The sequence below is a fragment of the Streptomyces sp. NBC_00370 genome (assembly GCF_036084755.1).
Lineage (GTDB): Bacteria > Actinomycetota > Actinomycetes > Streptomycetales > Streptomycetaceae > Streptomyces.
Genome location: NZ_CP107968.1, coordinates 7,400,111 through 7,418,244, shown reverse-complemented (window position 1 = coordinate 7,418,244; position 18,134 = coordinate 7,400,111). Strand labels below are relative to the sequence as shown.

At 72.8% G+C, this 18,134-nt stretch carries 15 protein-coding genes; 5 read left to right on the top strand and 10 right to left on the bottom strand.

The window, feature by feature from the left end; genetic code table 11:
• Positions 1-27: 27 nt before the first annotated feature.
• Positions 28-1,071, bottom strand: a complete 1,044-nt coding sequence (locus OHS57_RS32860) for a DUF6777 domain-containing protein (protein WP_328584262.1) — start codon at positions 1,069-1,071, stop codon at positions 28-30.
• A 203-nt stretch (positions 1,072-1,274) separates the two neighbouring features.
• Here OHS57_RS32860 and OHS57_RS32855 point away from each other — a divergent pair, with 203 nt between their 5' ends.
• Positions 1,275-2,120, top strand: a complete 846-nt coding sequence (locus tag OHS57_RS32855; RefSeq protein ID WP_328584261.1) for a YndJ family protein — start codon at positions 1,275-1,277, stop codon at positions 2,118-2,120.
• Positions 2,117-2,647 carry a DUF1990 family protein gene (locus tag OHS57_RS32850; protein WP_041993614.1) on the top strand — a complete coding sequence of 177 codons (531 nt, stop codon included), beginning with the start codon at positions 2,117-2,119 and terminating at the stop codon, positions 2,645-2,647. The genes OHS57_RS32855 and OHS57_RS32850 overlap by 4 nt, the downstream gene beginning before the upstream one ends.
• Before the next feature lie 13 nt (positions 2,648-2,660).
• On the opposite strand, the gene efeB is transcribed toward OHS57_RS32850, so the two are convergent.
• The 4 genes from efeB to OHS57_RS32830 all read right to left on the bottom strand — a co-directional run bounded on the left by efeB (position 2,661) and on the right by OHS57_RS32830 (position 7,246).
• The gene (gene efeB / locus OHS57_RS32845; protein ID WP_328584260.1) at positions 2,661-3,944 is read right to left on the bottom strand and encodes an iron uptake transporter deferrochelatase/peroxidase subunit; all 1,284 of its coding nucleotides are present in this window, start codon (positions 3,942-3,944) and stop codon (positions 2,661-2,663) included.
• Entirely contained in the window at positions 3,941-5,188 is a 1,248-nt protein-coding gene (locus OHS57_RS32840) for an EfeM/EfeO family lipoprotein (RefSeq protein WP_328584259.1), read from the bottom strand. The genes efeB and OHS57_RS32840 overlap by 4 nt, the downstream gene beginning before the upstream one ends.
• A 151-nt stretch (positions 5,189-5,339) precedes the next feature.
• Positions 5,340-5,510, bottom strand: coding sequence for a hypothetical protein (locus tag OHS57_RS32835; RefSeq protein ID WP_198533350.1), 171 nt, complete (start codon positions 5,508-5,510; stop codon positions 5,340-5,342).
• Between the two features lie 242 nt (positions 5,511-5,752).
• Positions 5,753-7,246 (bottom strand): SDR family NAD(P)-dependent oxidoreductase, encoded by a 1,494-nt coding sequence (locus OHS57_RS32830; RefSeq protein ID WP_328584258.1) that lies wholly within the window; start codon positions 7,244-7,246, stop codon positions 5,753-5,755.
• Between the two features lie 247 nt (positions 7,247-7,493).
• On the opposite strand from OHS57_RS32830, the gene OHS57_RS32825 reads away from it, so the two are divergent.
• Positions 7,494-8,519, top strand: a complete 1,026-nt coding sequence (locus OHS57_RS32825) for a LacI family DNA-binding transcriptional regulator (RefSeq protein ID WP_328584257.1) — start codon at positions 7,494-7,496, stop codon at positions 8,517-8,519.
• Here OHS57_RS32825 and OHS57_RS32820 read toward each other — a convergent pair whose 3' ends face one another.
• The 4 genes from OHS57_RS32820 to OHS57_RS32805 all read right to left on the bottom strand — a co-directional run bounded on the left by OHS57_RS32820 (position 8,520) and on the right by OHS57_RS32805 (position 12,909).
• Positions 8,520-9,374: an alpha/beta fold hydrolase gene (locus tag OHS57_RS32820; RefSeq protein ID WP_328584256.1), complete on the bottom strand. Its 855-nt coding sequence runs from the start codon at positions 9,372-9,374 to the stop codon at positions 8,520-8,522.
• Positions 9,375-9,714: 340 nt separating this feature from the next.
• Positions 9,715-10,932: a glucose-1-phosphate adenylyltransferase gene (glgC, locus tag OHS57_RS32815; RefSeq protein WP_041993596.1), complete on the bottom strand. Its 1,218-nt coding sequence runs from the start codon at positions 10,930-10,932 to the stop codon at positions 9,715-9,717.
• A 34-nt stretch (positions 10,933-10,966) separates the two neighbouring features.
• The gene (glgA, locus tag OHS57_RS32810) at positions 10,967-12,148 is read right to left on the bottom strand and encodes a glycogen synthase (protein WP_328584255.1); all 1,182 of its coding nucleotides are present in this window, start codon (positions 12,146-12,148) and stop codon (positions 10,967-10,969) included.
• Positions 12,149-12,192: 44 nt separating this feature from the next.
• Positions 12,193-12,909 carry a (2Fe-2S)-binding protein gene (locus OHS57_RS32805; RefSeq protein ID WP_328585221.1) on the bottom strand — a complete coding sequence of 239 codons (717 nt, stop codon included), beginning with the start codon at positions 12,907-12,909 and terminating at the stop codon, positions 12,193-12,195.
• 157 nt (positions 12,910-13,066) lie between these two features.
• On the opposite strand from OHS57_RS32805, the gene OHS57_RS32800 reads away from it, so the two are divergent.
• Positions 13,067-14,176, top strand: a complete 1,110-nt coding sequence (locus OHS57_RS32800; RefSeq protein WP_328584254.1) for a DMT family transporter — start codon at positions 13,067-13,069, stop codon at positions 14,174-14,176.
• On the opposite strand, the gene OHS57_RS32795 is transcribed toward OHS57_RS32800, so the two are convergent.
• The gene (locus tag OHS57_RS32795) at positions 14,057-15,403 is read right to left on the bottom strand and encodes a transglycosylase family protein (protein ID WP_328584253.1); all 1,347 of its coding nucleotides are present in this window, start codon (positions 15,401-15,403) and stop codon (positions 14,057-14,059) included. The genes OHS57_RS32800 and OHS57_RS32795 overlap by 120 nt on opposite strands.
• A 238-nt stretch (positions 15,404-15,641) precedes the next feature.
• Here OHS57_RS32795 and OHS57_RS32790 point away from each other — a divergent pair, with 238 nt between their 5' ends.
• Positions 15,642-18,134: a glycoside hydrolase family 3 C-terminal domain-containing protein gene (locus tag OHS57_RS32790; RefSeq protein WP_328584252.1), complete on the top strand. Its 2,493-nt coding sequence runs from the start codon at positions 15,642-15,644 to the stop codon at positions 18,132-18,134.

Below are 18,134 nucleotides of genomic sequence, written 5' to 3'. Positions count from 1 at the left end.
TCTTCGAGTGGTCGCGGCGGCGGTCGGTCAGCCCTGGAACGTGACGGAGGTGGCCGAGTCCCCGTCCGGCTGCGGCGCGTCCGGCATCGGCGGCAGATCGCCGTCGGGGCCCGGCGGGGTGTCCTGGTCGGAGGGGCCGGGCGGGATGTCGGGCGTGACGACGTCGCCGGACGGGTCGGAGGGGGCTTCCGTGGACGGCTCCACCGGGGACGGCACCGGGGGCTCGGCGGGCGAGGGGGTGGCGGGCGCTTCGCCCGACGGCTCGGGCTCGGGCGGCTTCACGGCGCCCGGGTCGGTGATGTCGGCGCCGGGCGCGTACGGCGGCCGTTCGACGGGCGGGCCGTCCTGGTCGCCGTCGCTGCCGACCGGCCGCTGGAGCCAGGTGTCGTTCAGCGCGTTGACGACGACGAGGCTGGTGAGGGTCCGCGGGGCGCGGGTGATGACGACGACCCGCTCGGGCCGGTAGCCGGACCAGGGCTTGCCCCGGTGTGTCACGCCGCCCTGCATGGCGACGGCGGGCCGCAGCGGGTTTCCGCAGGCGCAGCGCACCCTGGGCAGCCCGTGGTCGTCCACCAGGACGGCGGTGCCCGCCTGGAGCACGGACTGGAAGGAGGTGGCGGAGCCGCTGTGGTAGCCGTGGCTGGTCACCCGGGTGTCGGCGCGCAGGGTCACCGGGGTGAGTCCGCGCAGGAACGAGGGGACCGAGGCGTCGCCGATGGCGGCGCCCTGGGCGAAGGCGCGGGCCTTGCGGTGGTCCTCGGTGAGGAAGCGGACCTGGCGCTCCACGTCGCAGCTGGATTTGGCTTCGGTGCCGCCGTAGAGCCCCGGCGTGGAGCCGGGGAGCGAGCGGGCGGCGCGGGAGGCCGCGTCGGGGTCGGTGCGGGCGCCCGTCGAGGGCCTGGCGGTCGGCGCGGCGCCCTTGGGCAGCCGCACGGCGGTGGATCCGGTGAACGGGTCGGGTCCGCGCGGGGCGACCGGCTGCAGGAAGAGTTCCTTGGCGTCCGACGCGTCCTGGCCGCTGACGTCACCGCCGCAGCCTGCGGTGATCACGATGCCCACGGACAGTGCCACGAGCGTGGCATACCGACGACGGATGGGTGAACGCACCAGATTCTCCCGTTTCTTCCTCCGGATATGTCTTCTCATATCTGCCGGATCGTCAGCGCGCCCGCAAGCCGGGCCGGATCGGCCGCCGGGCGGTCTTGAACGTGTTCAAGTTGAGGCATAAGCTCGTCCGAGGAATTGAACACGTTCAAGACCAGGGGTGGTGGGGGATGTCCGTGCTGGTCAGCCTGGTGGTGATGGTCGGCATGCTGGTGATAGTGCCGCTGGGGCTACGGCTCGTCGAACCGCCCGGCAGGCCCGGCGGCGGCCGGCCATCCGGTCTCCCGGCGCTACGCCGCCTGTGGCCGGTGCCCGCCGCGCTGGGCGCCGTGGCGCTGTGGCTGCCGCGCGGTCCCGCGGCCGGACTGCTCGCCAGCTGCTACGGGCTCGCCACCGTCGCCCTGGCGCTCCAGGCGCCCCTACGGCTCGCCAGGACCCGCTCCCTGGCACCGGCCGAGATCGCCGTACTGACCGCGCTGGTGACCCCGGCCGTCGCCGGGACCGCCCTGGTCGCCGTGTGCTGGGGGCGTCCGCTGTTCGGCTTCGGGCCTTCGGTGCTCGCCCTGACGGTCGCGCACTTCCACTTCGCCGGATTCGCCGCCGCACTGGTCGCGAGCCTGGCCGGCCGGGTCGCTCCCGGACGGGCGGGCCGGTTCGCCGCGCTCAGCGTGCCGTCCGGCACCCTGCTGGTGCTCGTCGGCTTCTTCACCGGCGACTGGACGGAACTGGCCGGCGCCGTCGTCCTGACGGCGGGGATGTGGACCGTGGCGCTGCTGACCTGGCGGGAGCTGCGGTCCCGCGCGCCCGACCGGCTCACGGGCACGCTGCTCGCGGTCTCCGCCTGCGTCCTGGTGGCGACCATGCTGCTCGCACTGAGCTGGGCCCTGGGCGAGGCCACCGGCATCGCCCACCCGGACCTGAGCTGGATGGCGGCGACCCACGGCGTCGGCAACGCACTCGGTTTCGCGCTCTGTTCGATCCTGGCCCTGCGACGACTCAAGGAGAACACCGTATGAACACCCCCGTGACCGGCGGCCCGAGCCCCTTCAGCTACCCCGAGGTCGGCGCCACCCGGCTCGGGCCGCTCCCCGACGGCTACCACCATCTGCACCGCACCGTCAGGATCGGCCGGGGCCGCGCGGTCTTCGAGGCGGCGGGAGCCGCCGTGACGACCTGGCGGATGCACCGGGGCTCCGGCGCCCGGATTCGGGCCGACCGCGCCTGGGCCGAGCAGGGCACGGCGGTCGAAGTCTCCGTCGGGGTGGGGCCGCTGCGGCTGCGTGCCCCCTGCGAGGTCGTCTGGGCCCTCTACGAGAAGGACCGCACGGGCTTCGGCTACGGCACGCTCGCCGGGCATCCGGAGCGCGGCGAGGAGTCGTTCGTCGTCGACCTGCGCGACGACGGCTCGGTGTGGTTCACCGTCATGGCCTTCAGCCGGGCGAGCCGCTGGTACACCCGGGCGGGCGGACCCGTGGTGCCGGTGCTGCAGCGGTGGTACGCGGGGCACCTCGGGCGGACCCTGCGCCGGCTCGCGGCGGCCTGAGCCGACCGGCCGGTCAGGCCAGCAGGGTGCGGCCCAGCCAGTCGGACTCACCGCGCACACCTGGCAGCGCGTAGAAGTACCCGCCGCCGTACGGCTTGATGTAATCCACCAGGGGCTCCCCCGCGAGCTTCTTCTGGACGGCGGCGAACTGCCGGTCGAGGTCCTGCTGGAAGCAGCAGAAGACCAGGCCGGTGTCGAGGTCGCCGTTGTCCCGTACTCCCCGGTCGTAGTTGTAGCCGCGGCGCAGCAGCCGGGTGCCGGCCGTGCCGGGGGTACGGGGGTTGGCCAGCCGGATGTGCGAGTCCAGCGGGATGCTGTTGCCCTGCGGGTCCTTGGCGTACTGCGGGGTGTCCTTCTCGTGCCGGCCGTCCAGCGGGGCGCCGGTGTCCCGGGCCCGGCCCATCATCCGCTCCTGCTCGTGGAGGGAGACCCGGTCCCAGAACTCGACCAGCATCCGGATCAGCCGGACCACCTGGTAGCTGCCGCCGACCGCCCAGTCCGGTTCGCCGGCGCCCGCGCCGACCCAGATGAGCTGGTCCATCAGCCGGGGGTCGTGCGGGTCGGGGTTGGCGGTGCCGTCCTTGAACCCCAGCAGGTTGCGCGGGGTGCCCGAGGGGCGCGGCGGTGAGACGAAGCCCGCCATCCGCCAGCGGATCTGCATACCGCCCCGGGTGTGCCGGGCGATGTCGCGCAGCGCGTGCGTCACCGTGTCGGGGCTGTCGGCGCACAGTTGCAGCATCAGGTCGCCGTGGCACCAGGCGTCTTCGAGGTCGTCGTCGGGGAAGACGTCCATCGCGCGCAGCCTGCGCGGCTTGCGGGGGCCGAGCCCGTACCTGCCGTCGAAGAGCGAGGCGCCGACCGCGAGGGTGCCGGTCAGTCCGTCGGCGGGCACGACAGGGCCGAGGACGCCCGAGTCGGGCAGCGGGGCCGAGATGCCCACGGGCTCGGGGACCCCGCCGGCCGTCAGGAAGTGCAGCCGTTCGCTGACCGTGCGCAGCAGCTCAGCGAGGTCGGCGCGGCTGCGGGCGGTGACGTCGAAGGACGTGAAGACGGCGTGCCGCTGGAGCGGGGTCAGGATGCCCGCCTGGTGGATGCCGTGGAAGGGCACCACCCGGTCGGCGGGGGCGGCGTCCGGGCCCGGCGAGCCCTGACCGTCGTCGGTCGCGCGGGCGACGGCTCCCATGCCGCCCGCTCCCACGGCCGCGCCTGCGGCGCCCGCCACCGCGGCGCGGCGCAGGAAGGACCGCCGCCCCACGCCGGCGCCGTGTCCCTGGGCGGGGATGCCGTCGCCGGTCATGAGGTCCTCCGAATGTCGAAGATGACGGCCACCGGGGCCAGTTGCTCGGCCAGGTCGCCGAAGTCGGCGTTGATCCGCTCGCGTTCGGCGCGGGTGAGACTGTCCGGCGCGCGCCAGCCGCCGTGCTTCTCCAGGGCGTCCAGATCCTGCCGTGCGACGGCCAACTTGCGGTCGAGCAGCGGGAGCTGGGGGTCACGGGAGGCCAGCAGCGGGCGCAGCACCTTCAGCAGCTCGACCGTGCCGTCGAGGCCCGCGCGCGCCGTGGCCAGTGAGGTGCCGCTGCCGAAGTCGGACCGTCCGGTGAGGTCGGCCTGGATGCTGTCCTCGGTGATCTCGTGGGCGCGCAGACCGGTGTCGAGCGGGTCCATCCGGGTGTCGGCCCACTCGGTGCGCAGCGCCCTGATGTCCTTGGCGAGCTGATCGGCGGGGCCGCGCAGGCTCTTCGCCGGCTCGCCGTGCCACAGCCCGTACTCCACCCGGTGGAAGCCGGTGAAGTCCTTGTCGTGGACGCCGCCCGGCAGTCCCGCGTCCGTGCCGTCCACGGCGGCGCCCAGGTCCCCGAAGGCTCCGTAGGCGCCGCCGAGCCGGGTGAAGGCCAGATGGGCGGGGAGCCAGGCGGTACGGGCGGCGGCCAGGTCGCCGTCGTCGACGGCCGCCCGCAGGGTGTCGATCTCGCGCACCACGGCACCGAAGCCGCCGGAGACCCACTTCTGGTAGGCCAGCGTCGGCGGGATGACATCGTGCTGGTTGACGGGCTGCACGGCGGGACCGCCCTTGGCGGCGCCCTGGCTGATCCGTACGGTGCGCCCGGTGACGGCGTCGGTGTCCTCCACCAGGCAGCGGAAGGCGTAACTGCCCCGGCCGAGCGACACCTCGATGGGCCGGGTGGTGCCGGGGGCGAGCCCGTCGACCTCGCCGAGCAGCGCGCCCGAACCGTCCGTCAGATAGACCTCGGCCGCTTCGGTCGCGCCGTTGTGCACGTCGAAGACCTGGAGGCCGGTGACGGGCTTGCGCCAGCCCTCTCCGCAGCGGTCGGCCGACGAGGATGCCTCGACGGCGGTGTGCGGCAGACCGTCGGCCAGGTTCACCGTGGACGCCGCCGGCCGCGAATCGCCTCCGCCGAGCGTGAGGGCCACGGCGCCCGCCACAACGGCGACCACCGCGAGGGCGACGAGGAGGACCAGGCCCCGCCCGCGCCGCGACGGCTCAGCGGGCCGGCTGGAAGAGATGCGGGGAATGTACACGGATTTGGATGCTAGTTCCGGGGATCGGGATCGCGGCGGACGTTCGGTGAAGTTCGCCGGAAATTCAGGTGTCCTGACGGCGGAACGCCCCGTACCGCTTTCGCCGGTACGGGGCGCCGTCACATCGGCCGGACGGGGCCGGCCCGGTGAATCAGTCGATGCCGGGGAGGATGTGCGGCTCGGCGAGGTCGTCCTCGTAACCGGCCAGCCTGATCGGGGCCGACCTGGCCCACACCTCAAGATTGCCGATCTTCTCGGGCCTGCGGGCCCGTTCGGCGGATTCCGGCGGTCGCTGCTCGTGCTTCGTCAGATCTGGTGTCACCGCGCACTCCTCTGCGTCGCGCAACTTATCGGGACAGGACAGTTCCGTCGCGGTGGCGCCGTTACTCGGACGGGACCGTGGCCTTGGTAGTGGGCCTGTCCCGCGAGCGTCCGCGGGGATGGTGGATCCCCTGTTGGCCGTCTCTTCGCCCCAGATTAACCAGATGAGCGCCCGCCCGCTCTATAGGGATCGCATTCGAGTGATGATTCAGGCCACTCGGCGGTCACCTTTTGACGGGTCGGTCACCATTTGGCGGGTGCGTAGTCCTTGAGGAAGAGGCCGTAGAGGTCCTCGCCGCTCTCGCCGCGCACGATCGGGTCGTACACCCGCGCCGCGCCGTCGATCAGGTCGAGCGGGGCGTGGAAGCCCTCGTCGGCGAGGCGCATCTTGTCCGGGTGCGGGCGCTCGTCGGTGATCCAGCCGGTGTCGACGGCGGTCATCAGGATGTTGTCCGTCTCGAACATCTCCTGCGCGCTGGTGCGGGTGAGCATGTTCAGCGCGGCCTTGGCCATGTTGGTGTGCGGGTGCCCCGCGCCCTTGTAGCCGCGGCTGAACACACCCTCCATCGCGGACACGTTGACCACGTAGGCACGCCCGGCGGCGGCCGCCGCCATGGCCGGGCGCAGCCGGCTGATCAGGATGAAGGGCGCCGTGGAGTTGCAGAGCTGCACTTCGAGCAGTTCGACGGCGTCGACGTCGGAGACCGTCTGGACCCAGCTGTTGGTGTGGTGCAGGTCGGGTACGAGCCCGCCGGCGTCGATGGCGGTGCCCGCCTCGATCCTGGCGAGGGTGGCGGAGCCGCCGACCAGGGCGAGCCCCGTGACGTCGGCGGCGCCGAGCGCTTCGGCGCCCGCCGCCGGCAGCACGGCCTGGGCGCCGCTGCCGAAGGCCCCGATGACCTCGGCGGCGGGGAGTTCACCCGCGGGCAGCGGCGCCGACTCGGCCGCGAGGAGTTCGCTGTACGCGCCGGGCGAGCGGCGGACGGTCTGGGCCGCGTTGTTGATCAGGATGTCCAGCGGGCCCTCGGCGGCGACGGAGTCGGACAGGGCGACGACCTGTGCGGGGTCCCTGAGGTCGATCCCGACGATCTTCAGCCGGTGGATCCAGTCGGCGCTGTCGTCCATCGCCTTGAAGCGGCGGATCGCGTCGGCCGGGAAGCGGGTCGTGATGGTGGTGTGCGCGCCGTCGCGCAGCAGCCGCAGCGCGATGTACATCCCGATCTTGGCCCGGCCGCCGGTGAGCAGCGCGCGCTTGCCCGTGAGGTCGGTGCGGGCGTCGCGGCGGGCCCGGTTCTCGGCGGCGCAGGACTGGCAGAGCTGGTGGTAGAACGCGTCGACCTCGACGTAGCGCGTCTTGCAGATGTAGCAGGAGCGGGCCCGCTGGAGGAGTCCCGCGATCTCGCCCGCGGCGCGCGAGGACGGCAGCAGCCCCTGCGTCTCGTCGTCGATGCGCTCGGCCGAGCCGGTGGCGGTCGACTCGGTGACGGCCTTGTCGTGGGCGGTCTTGGCGGCCCTGCGCTCTTGGCGGCGGCGCTGCTTCACCGTCCGGTAGACACCGGCGGTGGCGCGCCGGACGGCGACGGCGTCGGGGTGGTCGACCTCCAGCTTGTCCAGCTCTTCGAGCACACCGAGGCAGACGGCGAGCCGTTCGGGGTCGATGCCGGGACCGTACGCCTGGCTCTCGTCGGACGCCGGGCTCCCGCCGTCGTACGCCGGGCTGTCCTGTGTGACCGTCATCGCCGCTGCCGTTTCTCGATCGCTCGTGCGCCGGAGTCCCCGATGGGCCCCTTTGTGGGATTTTGCGACTATCCCCGCAGGTGAGGAGCATACCGACGCGGGGAAGGCCGACAAAATCCCGTCATTCTATCCGAGCGCCCCGACCGCCCGCGTGGGTCCGCCGCGCGACCGGCGACGCCCCGTGGATAACGTTGTACACATTGGGCAGGGGGCGGGCCGCGGGGGCCGGCCTCGGAGGGGAATAGCGGTGAGCGTCAGCCTCAAGGACGTCGCGGAACACGCGGGCGTCTCCATCAAGACCGTCTCGAACGTGGTCAACAACTACCGGCACGTCACGCCGGCGATGCGGACCAAGGTCCAGCACGCCATCGACGAGTTGGGCTACCGGCCGAACCTGACGGCCCGCCATCTGCGCAAGGGCCGCACCGGCATCATCGCGCTGGCCGTCCCCGAGCTGGGCAACCCGTACTTCGCCGAGCTGGCGGGCGCGGTCATCGACGCGGCGGCCGAGCACGACTACACCGTGCTGCTCGACCACACGAGCGGCAGACGCGAACAGGAGATCCTGGTCAGCCAGGGGTTCCGGGCCCGGGTCATCGACGGGCTGATCCTCAGCCCCATCGAGCTGGAGCCCGAGGACCTGCTCGGCCGCGACCACGACGCGCCGCTGGTGCTGCTCGGCGAGCGGGAGTACGGCCTGCCCTACGACCACATCGCGATCGACAACGTCGCGGCGGCCCGCGCGGCCGTGCGCCATCTGCTGGATCTCGGCCGGTCCAGGATCGCCTTCCTCGGCGCCCGTACCGACCGGGTCAACGAGCCCTCCCACCTGCGGGTGGACGGCTGGCGCGCCGAGCTGACGGCGGCCGGGCTGCCCGCCCCCGACGCGCTGGTGGCCGCGACGGGCGGCTGGGACCACGCGGACGGCGCGGCGGCGATGGCCCGGCTGCTGGACTCGGGCGAACTGCCCGACGCCGTCTTCGCGTACAACGACCTGATCGCCATCGGCGCGATGCGGGTGCTCTCCGAGCGCGGGCTGCGGATCCCCGAGGACGTCGCCGTGGTGGGCTTCGACGACATCACCGAGGGCCGCTACGGTCTGGTCACGCTGACCACAATCTCCCCGGACAAGCAGACGATCGCGCGGCTCGCCGTGCGCTCGGTCGTGGAGGGGCTGCTCGGCACGGACGAGGGGACGGGGCCCGGCGGCGGGCGGGAGCTGCGCGCCGAGTTCCGGCTGGTGGAGCGGGAGAGCACGCTCGGCAGACGCTGATCAGTCCGCGGTGTGGTCCAGCAGCGCGGGCACTACCACGTCCCAGGTGCGCTCCGGCGGCATCTCGTGGCCGACACCGGGCAGCGGGAGCAGCCGGGCCCCGGGGATCTCGCGGGCCAGGGCCTCGGCGTGCCCGTAGCCGAACAGCGGGTCGACGGTGCCGTGCAGCACCAGGGTGGGCGCGGTGATCCCCGGCAGCCGGTCCCGTACCGGGTCGCCGCCGTCGATCAGCCGGTGGTTGAGCGTGCTCGCCGCGATGTCGGCCGTCCGGTCGAGCACCCGGTCGAGGAGCGCGCGCACCCGCGGCTCGTCGAAGGACGCGGGTCCTGCCAGCGCCCGCTGGCTCTCGACCAGGAAGTCGGCGACCGCCGCCCGGTCCGACCAGTCCGCCGGGGGTGCCAGCCGGGAAAGGGCGGCCGCCAGTTCGTCGGAGACCGGCGGCAGACCCTCGCCGCCGGGCCCGGCCGGACTGGTGGAGATCAGGGTGAGCGAGGCGACCCGTTCCGCGTGCTCGACGGCGACGACCTGGGCCAGGCCGCCGCCCATCGAGACGCCCACGAGGTGGGCCCGCCGAACTCCCAGCTCGTCCAGGAGACCCACGGCGTCGGCGACCAGGTCGCGCCAGGTGTAGCCGGGGGCACCCGGCGGGTAGCTCACCGAGCGCCCGGTGTCACGGAAGTCGTAGCGGACCACGAACCGCCGCCCCGCCGCGAGCCGGGCGCAGAACGCGTCCTCCCACCAGTCCATGGCGGACCCGGCGCCCGCGACGAGCAGGAGCGCCGGATCCGCGGCGTCGCCGAAGGTCTGTAGGCACAGGTCGACGCCGCCCACCTGGACGATCCGCTCGTCGTTCACGGGTAGGGCCTTTCGTGTGGATCAGGCCGGATCAGGGAGCCTGGGCCGGTGTCGTGGATCGCGAGGCGGAGGAGGGAGGCGAAGCGGAGCGTCGTCGACCGACGACAACGCCGCGAGGCGCGGTGCCGGCCCACGCGAGCCCGGCAAGATCCACCCGAGAGACCCTGGGGAGTGTCCGCGAAGTATCGTCGTCCGCCCTTCGGGCGGGGCTCGCGGGGGCTGGTGCGTGCGATCGCAAGGCGCCGATGTGCCCTTGTAGCGGAGCTACTCGGGCAGGTCGGCAACGCCGCGAGCGTGCGTGCCAGGCATCGCGAGCCAGACGAGACTTCGCGGACACGATCTAGGCCACCACTTGGCCCTTGCCGAGCGCGACGATGCCGTTCTTCGACACGGTGTAGAGCGCGGAGTCCCGCTCGGGGTTGACGCCGATGGCGGCGCCGGGCGGTACGTCCACGTTCTTGTCGAGGATCGCGCCGCGCACCACGGCGCCGCGGCCCACCCGTACGTTGTCGTGCAGCACCGACCCCTGCACCACGGCGCCCTCCTCGATCACCACACCGGGTGACAGGACCGAGCGGGTCACCTGGCCCCTGATGACACAGCCGGGGCCGACGATCGAGTCGCTGGCGATGCCGCCCGCGACGAACCGGGCAGGCGGCAGCAGGTCGTTGTGGGTGTAGATGGGCCAGCGTCTGTTGTCGAGGTTGAACATCGGCTGCGGCGAGATGAGGTCCATGTGCGCGTCGTAGTACGTGTCGAGCGTGCCGACGTCGCGCCAGTAGCCGTGCTCCCTCGGGGTCTCCCCCGGCACGTGGTTGTCGCTGAAGTCGTAGACCTGGGCCTGGCCGCGCTCGGTGAGCATCGGCAGGATGGAGCCGCCCATGTCGTGGACCGAGTTCTCGTCCTCGGCGTCCCGGTACAGGGCGTCGACGAGCACCTTGGTCGTGAACAGGTAGTTGCCCATCGAGGCGAAGACATGGCCGGGGTCGCCGGGCAGTCCCGGCGGGTCGGCGGGCTTCTCCAGGAACTGCTCGACCTGGAGGCCGTCGGAGGCCGGGGTGATGATCCCGAACGACGGGGCCTCGGCGCGCGGCACCCGGATCCCGGCGACGGTGACCCCCGCGCCGTTCTCGATGTGCTGGCTGAGCATCTGGCGCGGGTCCATCCGGTACACGTGGTCGGCGCCGAACACCGCGATGTAGTCCGGCCGCTCGTCGTGGACGAGGTTCAGGGACTGCAGGATCGCGTCGGCGCTGCCGAGGTACCAGTGCGGTCCGAGCCGCTGCTGGGCCGGTACGGGGGTGACGTAGTTGCCCAGCAGGCTCGACATCCGCCAGGTCGTGGAGACGTGCCGGTCCAGCGAATGCGACTTGTACTGCGTGAGCACGCAGATACGCATGATGTCGCCGTTCACCAGACTGGACAGCACGAAGTCCACCAGGCGGTACGTGCCGCCGAACGTCACCGCAGGTTTGGCCCGGTCGGCGGTGAGCGGCATCAGGCGTTTGCCCTCGCCGCCCGCCAGTACGATCCCGAGCACGGAAGGTCCACCACGCATCGCCGCTCCCACTGTTCGCGATCCCGTTATGAGGCTATGAGGACTTGAGCAGGTCCTGGTAAACGCCGTACGTACGGCGAGCCACCTGGTCCCAGCCGAATTCCCGCACGGCCCGTTCCCTGCCTGCTGCCCCCATCCGGCCCGCCGACTCCGGATCGTCGAGCACCCGGTTGAGAGCTTCGGTGAGCGCCGACTCGAAAGCCTCGGGCGACTGCTCGTCGTACGGCACCAGCAGTCCCGTACGTCCGTCGTCGACGACCTCGGGAATCCCGCCCACCGCTGAGGCGACCACGGCGGTGCCGCAGGCCATCGCCTCCAGGTTGACGATGCCCAGCGGCTCGTAGACCGAGGGGCAGGCGAAGACGGCCGCGTGGGTCAGGAGCTGGACCACCTCGGGCCGCGGCAGCATCTCCGGGATCCAGAACACCCCGTCGCGCTTGCTGCCCAGCTCACCGACCAGCTCGCGGAACTCCCGCTCGATCTCGGGCGTGTCCGGGGCTCCCGCGCACAGCACCAGCTGGGCGCCGGGGTCCAGCGCGCGGGCGGCGCGCAGCAGATGGGGCACCCCCTTCTGGCGGGTGATACGGCCGACGAACAGCACGTAGGGCCGGTCCTTGTCGATGCCGAACCTGTCCAGGACCGTGGTGCCGTGGTCGGGGCGGTAGAGCGAGGTGTCGATGCCGTTGTGGATGACATGCACCCGGTCGGGATCGAGGGCGGGGTAGCAGCCGAGGATGTCGGCGCGCATCCCGCTGGAGACGGCCACGACCGCGTCGGCCGCCTCGATCGCCGTACGCTCGGCCCAGCCGGAGAGCGCGTAGCCGCCGCCGAGCTGCTCGGCCTTCCAGGGCCGCAGCGGCTCCAGCGAGTGCGCGGTCACCACGTGCGGGATGCCGTAGAGCAGTTTGGCGACATGGCCGGCGAGGTTGGCGTACCAGGTGTGCGAATGGACCAGCTCGCGCCCTTCGACGGCCGCCGCCATCGCGAGGTCCACCGAGAAGGTGCGCAGCGCGTCGTTGGCCCCGTCGAGGGACGCGGCCGCGCGGTGCCGCGTCACGCCGGGCGCCTCGGCGGCCGGCACCGTGTCGCCCGAGCCCCAGCAGTGCACCTGGAGATCGGTGAGCGCGCGCAGTTCGCGGGCCAGGAACTCCACATGGACGCCGGCCCCGCCGTACACGTCCGGCGGGTACTCCCGTGTGAGCAGCCCGACCTTCACGCCATGCCCCCGTCGTCGTCCAGTGATCGTCAGCCCTGCCATGGTCACCCGGAAACGTCCTGTACGGAAGAGTGTGCGGGTGGCTGGTTGAAGACACAGTCGCCGCAGAGGCCGCCGCCGGGGCAGCGGTAGTAGAGACAGCAGCTCCGCCGCCGGAACCCGCCGTCCTCGCTCCAGGTGCCCGTCGTACGCAGATCGGGGTGGTCGAAGAGGGCGGCTCCGTAGGTGGCCGCCAGCGCGGCGGCGTCGGGCCGGCCGGCCTTGGCCGCCCAGCCCGTGAGTTCCCGTACGGCCCCGGCGAGGGCGGATCCGGCGTTGCCCCACAGCAGCCGCGCGGCGACCGGCCCGTCGCGGCGTACCGCTGCGGCGAGTGGTTCGAGATGGCCGGACTGGACGGTTTCACGCACGGTTTCCGGGCCGGCGGGCAGCGCGGGCCCCGCGTCGAGCCACAGGTCGTCCGGCGAGGTCAGCCGGGGGTCCCAGTACAGCGAGCGGGCGTCGAGGTCGGGCACGGCGCCGGTCAGCACGGCGCTGCCGAGGGCGACCGACCAGAGCCGGGCGGCGAGGCCGAGCTGGGCCACCGAGGCGGCGACCCTGCGCTCGGGTGCCCGCAGCCGCGCCGCCACCCGGTCGATCCGCAGGGCGAGCGGCGCTGTGTCGCCTCCGTACACCCGGGCCAGTGGAATGTGCGCGCCTTCGCGGGGTGGCTCGGTGCGCAGCGCGAAGAAGCCGCCCACCGTGGCGACCAGCGCCAGGTCCACCGGATCGGTCCTGTCCACGCCACTCCACTCCGCCTCGCGCGCCGGACGACCATCTCTGGGGGGACGCCCGGTCCCATCCTGTACTACGACGGCAGTACGACCGATTGACCTCTTCAGGACGACGCAGAATCCGTATCGACAAGAGATCGTGGAAGACATGAGTGCCTTTGCGCTGAGCGTGCTTCTCTCGCTGGTCTCCGCGGTCGCCTATGCGGCCGGGGCGATCCTCCAGGAGCGCGTCGCCGCCGACACCCCGGCCCGCCCTTACGCACCCCTGCATCACGGCGTGTGGTGGGCCGCCGTGGGCCTGAACGGGGTCGGCGCGCTGCTGCACGTGGTGGCGCTCGCCTACGGGCCGCTCAGTCTGGTCCAGCCGCTCGGCGCGCTGACCATCGTGTTCGCGCTGCCGATGGCCGCGCTGTTCGTGGGCCGCAAGGCCGGCCACACCGCCTGGCGCGGCGCGCTCATGGCGACGGTCGGCCTGGCGGGGCTGCTCGCCCTGACGGAGGGCAGCGACTCGCACTCCCTGGACGGCGGACAGCGGCTGATGCTGGCGCTCGTGACCTTCGGCGCCGTGGCCGTGGTCTTCGTCGCCGCGCAGGTCGTCAACCGCCCGGCGGTACGGAGCGTGCTGCTGGCGGCGGCCGCCGGTGTGGCGTTCGGGATCGCTTCCGTCTTCACCAAGACCGTCGCCGAGGACTGGCGTTCGACGGCGGCCGGCGTGCAGGTGCCGAGCCTGGCGGCCATCGCCGTGCTCGCGGCTGCCGGGCTGCTGCTCTCGCAGGCCTCCTACCGGGGGGCGGGGCTCGCCGCGCCGCTGGCCGTGGTGACCGTGATCAACCCCGTGGTGGCGGCAGCAGTCGGGATCACCCTGTTCGGCGAGGGGTTCCGGTACGGAGTGACGGGCACGGTGCTGGCGCTGGGCTCCGGGGTCGTCGCCGCGGGCGGGCTGATCCTGCTCACCACGGACCGGATCGGCGCTTCGCGGGGTTCGGCGTCCCGGTCGTCGTCAGAGGACCGGCCGCCCCGTGCGGTCGGCCCGCCTCCCGACGGGGCCACCAGTCCCGCCGTACGCACCGAGACGCGCCAGGACCGTGCCGGCTCGGAGCGGGATGCTTCAGACCTTGACGGTTCAGAGCTTGACGGTTCAGAGCTTGACGCCGTGGGAGCGCAGGAACGACAGGGGGTCGATGTCGCTTCCGTAGCCGGGCCCCGTACGCATCTCGAAGTGGAGATGCGGTCCCGTCACGTTGCCAGTGGCTCCTGACCTGGCGATCCGCTGGCCCTCACTCACCCGCTGTCCGTCGCGCACGTTGAGCGCCGACAGATGCGCGTACTGGCTGTACTTCCCGTCGGGATGCCGGATCACGACCTGGTAGCCGTACGACTCGGCCCAGCCGGCCGAGACGACCTCGCCCGCGCCGACCGCCTTCACGGAGGTGCCGGTGGGGACCAGGAAGTCCACGCCCGTGTGATAGCCGCTGGACCAGGACCCGCCCGATTTGTGGTACGGCGTGCCGATCGAGGCGTGCACCGGGGCGGTGAACCCGCTCGACTTCGCCTTCGGCTTCTCCGTGTGCGCCGCGGGCTTGGGCTTGGCCTTCTGCGCCGGCTTCTCCGCCGCCTTCGACTTCTGAACGCTCTTGGGCTGCTCGGCCGCCTTGTGCTGCTCCGACGCCTTGGGCTTCGCCGTCGGGACCGGCTCGGCCCTGTCCTTCGACTTGGCCTTCGGGGCGGCGGGCTTCCCGTCCGCCGGGACGCGCAGCACGAGCCGCTGCCCGGGGAAGATCAGGTCGGGGTCGCTGCCGACGACGCCGCGGTTCTCCTCGTAGAGCCGCTGCCAGCCGCCGAGCACCTGCTCGTCGACGGCGATCTCGGAGAGCGAGTCGCCGCGGGCCACGGTGTAGCCCTCGCGATGGGTCGGCACATGCGTGGGCGACGCGGTCTTCTTCGGCTCGGCCTTGGGCTCGGCCTCGCTCTTCGGTTCGGCCGCCGCCTTCGGCCTGGTCTCGCTCTTCGGCCTGGACCGGGGCTTGGCCGCGCTCTTGTTCCCGATCTGGCCCTTCTCGCCGCCCTGGGCCTTCTGGCCGCCGGTCGAGATGTCCGGCGCGTCTCCCCCACGGGTCAGCCCCGCGCGGACCGAGCAGGCGGGCCACGCCCCGGGGCCCTGCCCCTTGAGTACCTTCTCCGCGACGGCGATCTGCTGGTCCTTCGTGGCGAGATCGGCGCGCGCCGCGTAGGCACGGCCGCCGTACGCCTCCCAGGTGGACTGGGTGAACTGGAGGCCGCCGTAGTAGCCGTTACCGGTGTTGATGTGCCAGTTGTTGGTCGACTCGCATGCGGCGACCTTCTCCCACACGTCGACCGGCGCGGCGTGCGCGGCGACCGCGCCGATGAGGGGAAGCGCCATTCCGGCGCCGCCCGCCGTGACGGTCAGCGACGCGCGGTTGATACGGCTCGGCTGATATCTGCGGTGCCGACCGGTTACGGCCATGAGTTCACTCCCCCAACTGACAGGTAGGACATGTCGCAATCGGCCAACTTAGGCGCGGCGCACGGACCGTGACAAGGGCTCACTCTCCGTCTGGCTCTTTCTCGCCACTCGGCCCGTCATGTCCGGCATCCGGCCGCCCGCCCGTCCCTGCCGCCATTGACAGCGCCCGCCCGGTCCGGGGAGTCTGGGCCAAGCGAGCCGGAGAGCGCTCTCCGAGGGGTGGGAGAAGGGGTTGGGTATGACTGACGAAGAGATCGACCATCTGCTGGAGAAACTGGACCTCGCGCAGAAGGTGCGCCTGCTGACCGGCGCGAGCAACTGGCGGACCCACGCCGAGCCGGCCGTCGGACTGCGCCCGCTCGCCTTCTCCGACGGCCCCGCGGGGGTGCGGGGCGACGCCTGGGACGAGCGGGACACCTCCCTCGTCCTGCCCTCACCGACGGCGGTCGGCGCGGCCTGGGACGACGAACTGGCCACCGCGCTCGGTGCGCTGCTGGCCGCCGAAGCGCGGCGCAAAAGCATCGACGTGCTGCTGGCGCCGACGCTCAATCTGCACCGCTCGCCGCTCGGCGGGCGGCACTTCGAATGCTTCTCCGAGGACCCGCTGCTGACCGGGCGCATCGGCGCCGCGCTCATCAGGGGCATCCAGTCCGGCGGCGTGGCGGCCACCCCGAAGCACTTCGTGGCCAACGACTCGGAGACCGACCGACTCACGGTCGACGTCCAGGTCGACGAACGGACCCTGCGCGAGGTGTACTTGGCGCCCTTCGAGGCGGCCGTCGAAGCCGGCACCTGGGCCGTGATGTCCTCGTACAACCAGGTCAACGGCGTGACGATGGCGGCAGGGCCGCTTCTGCGGCGGCCGCTCAAGAGCGAGTGGGGCTTCGCGGGGCCCGTGGTCTCCGACTGGGGCGCCGTGCGCTCCCTGCTCGACACGGCGCGCTCCGCACAGGACTTGGCGATGGGCGGCCCCGACAGTCCCTGGTCCGCCGGACTGCTCGACGCGGCAGCCAAGGGACTCGTCCCGCCCGAGGCCGTGGACGACAAGGTGCGCAGACTGCTGCGGCTCGCCGACCGGGTGGGCGCCCTGGCCCCTGGCCGGAACGAGCCCCCGCTGGTGTGGCATCCGGTCAGCGCGCCGTCCGACCAGCGCGCGCTGCTGCGCCGCGCGGTGGCCGCCGGGTCCGTACTGCTGCGCAACGAAGGCGAGTTGCTGCCGCTCGACCCGGCGGCGCTGCGCTCGGTCGCCGTCATCGGGCCGCATGCCACGGCCGTCCGTATCCAGGGCGGCGGCAGCGCCGAGGTGTTCCCCGAGTCGGTCGTCTCTCCGCTGGAGGGCATCGTGCACGCGCTGCGCGACACGGCCGAGGTGATCCATACGCCGGGACTGCCGGCCGGCCGGCTGCCCAGGCCGCTGGAGCGGTCGGTCGTACGGGACCCGCGCGACGGTGAACCGGGCGTCCTCGTACGGCTGCTGGACGAGGCGGGCGGCGAACTCCACGCAGAGCACCGGCTGTCGGGACGGATCGTGGAACCCGCCCTGGTGCCGCCCGGTTCCCGCACCGTCGAGATCCGGGCGCTCCTGCGGCCCGACGAGAGCGGCAGCTGGACCTTCGCCGTCGGCGGCTGGGGGCTGATCTCGCTGTCGGTGGCGGGCGAGACGCTGCTCACCGGGACCTTCCCGCTGGACACCGACGATCCGACCCGGGTCCATGTGGCGCCGCCCTACCGCTGCGCGAGCGCCGAACTGACCGCGGGGGACGAGGTGGAGGTGGTCGCCCGGCGGCGGCTGGACCCCGGCTCGGGGGTGGCCACGATCCTGGCGGCTGCCCGGCCCGCCGGTGACGCGGCGCAGGCACTGGCCGCCGCCACGGCAGCCGCCAGGGCGGCCGATGTCGCCGTGGTCGTCGTCGGTACGACGGAGGAGAGCGAGTCCGAGGGGCGCGACCGCGAGACGCTCGCCCTGCCGGACGGCCAGGACGAGCTGATCCGGGCCGTGGTCGAGGCCAACGAGCGCACGGTGGTGATCGTCAACTCCGGCGGGCCCGTGCTGCTCCCCGAGGCCGTCCCGGCACCGGCCCTGCTGCTCGCCTGGTTCCCCGGTCAGGAGGCGGGGCACGGTCTCGCCGACGTGCTGTTCGGACGGGCCGAGCCGGGCGGGAGGCTGCCCACCACCTGGCCGGCCGCCCAGCGCGACGTGCCGGTGCTCCGCACGGAGCCCGAGCAGGGCCGGCTCAGCTACCGGGAAGGCCCGCACATCGGGTACGCGGCCTGGCTGCGCGCCGGCACCCCGCCCGCCCACTGGTTCGGCCACGGGCTCGGGTACACGAGTTGGTCGTACGAGTCGATGGAGACGCCGGCGGCGGTGGCCGAGGGGAACGGGTTCGAGGTGCGGGTGACGCTGCGCAACACCGGGCGGCGGCGCGGACGCGAGGTCGTACAGCTCTATCTGGCCAGACCCGACTCGGCGGTCGAGCGGCCGATGCGGTGGCTCGTGGGCTACGCGGCGGTGCGCGCCGAGCCCGGCGAGGAGGCCGTCGCCGTCGTACACGTGCCGGCCAGGGCGCTGGCCCACTGGTCGGCGGAGCGGCATCGCTGGGAGAGCGAGCCGGGCGAGTTCCTTCTGCTCGGGGGCCGTTCGGCCGGGGACCTGCCGCTCACCGGCGTGGTGACCGCTTCGGCGCCGTTGCCGCTGTCACCAGGGGCGACCACGGAGAGCGCTCTCCTCTAA

What these genes read in the sequence shown, in the direction of transcription:
- OHS57_RS32855 (WP_328584261.1), top strand. Translation starts at nt 1,275, where the DNA reads ATGTCCGTGCTGGTCAGCCTGGTGGTGATGGTCGGCATGCTGGTGATA.
- OHS57_RS32850 (WP_041993614.1), top strand. Translation starts at nt 2,117, where the DNA reads ATGAACACCCCCGTGACCGGCGGCCCGAGCCCCTTCAGCTACCCCGAG.
- efeB (WP_328584260.1), bottom strand. Translation starts at nt 3,944, where the DNA reads ATGACCGGCGACGGCATCCCCGCCCAGGGACACGGCGCCGGCGTGGGG.
- OHS57_RS32830 (WP_328584258.1), bottom strand. Translation starts at nt 7,246, where the DNA reads ATGACGGTCACACAGGACAGCCCGGCGTACGACGGCGGGAGCCCGGCG.
- glgC (WP_041993596.1), bottom strand. Translation starts at nt 10,932, where the DNA reads ATGCGTGGTGGACCTTCCGTGCTCGGGATCGTACTGGCGGGCGGCGAG.
- OHS57_RS32800 (WP_328584254.1), top strand. Translation starts at nt 13,067, where the DNA reads ATGAGTGCCTTTGCGCTGAGCGTGCTTCTCTCGCTGGTCTCCGCGGTC.
- OHS57_RS32795 (WP_328584253.1), bottom strand. Translation starts at nt 15,403, where the DNA reads ATGGCCGTAACCGGTCGGCACCGCAGATATCAGCCGAGCCGTATCAAC.
- OHS57_RS32790 (WP_328584252.1), top strand. Translation starts at nt 15,642, where the DNA reads ATGACTGACGAAGAGATCGACCATCTGCTGGAGAAACTGGACCTCGCG.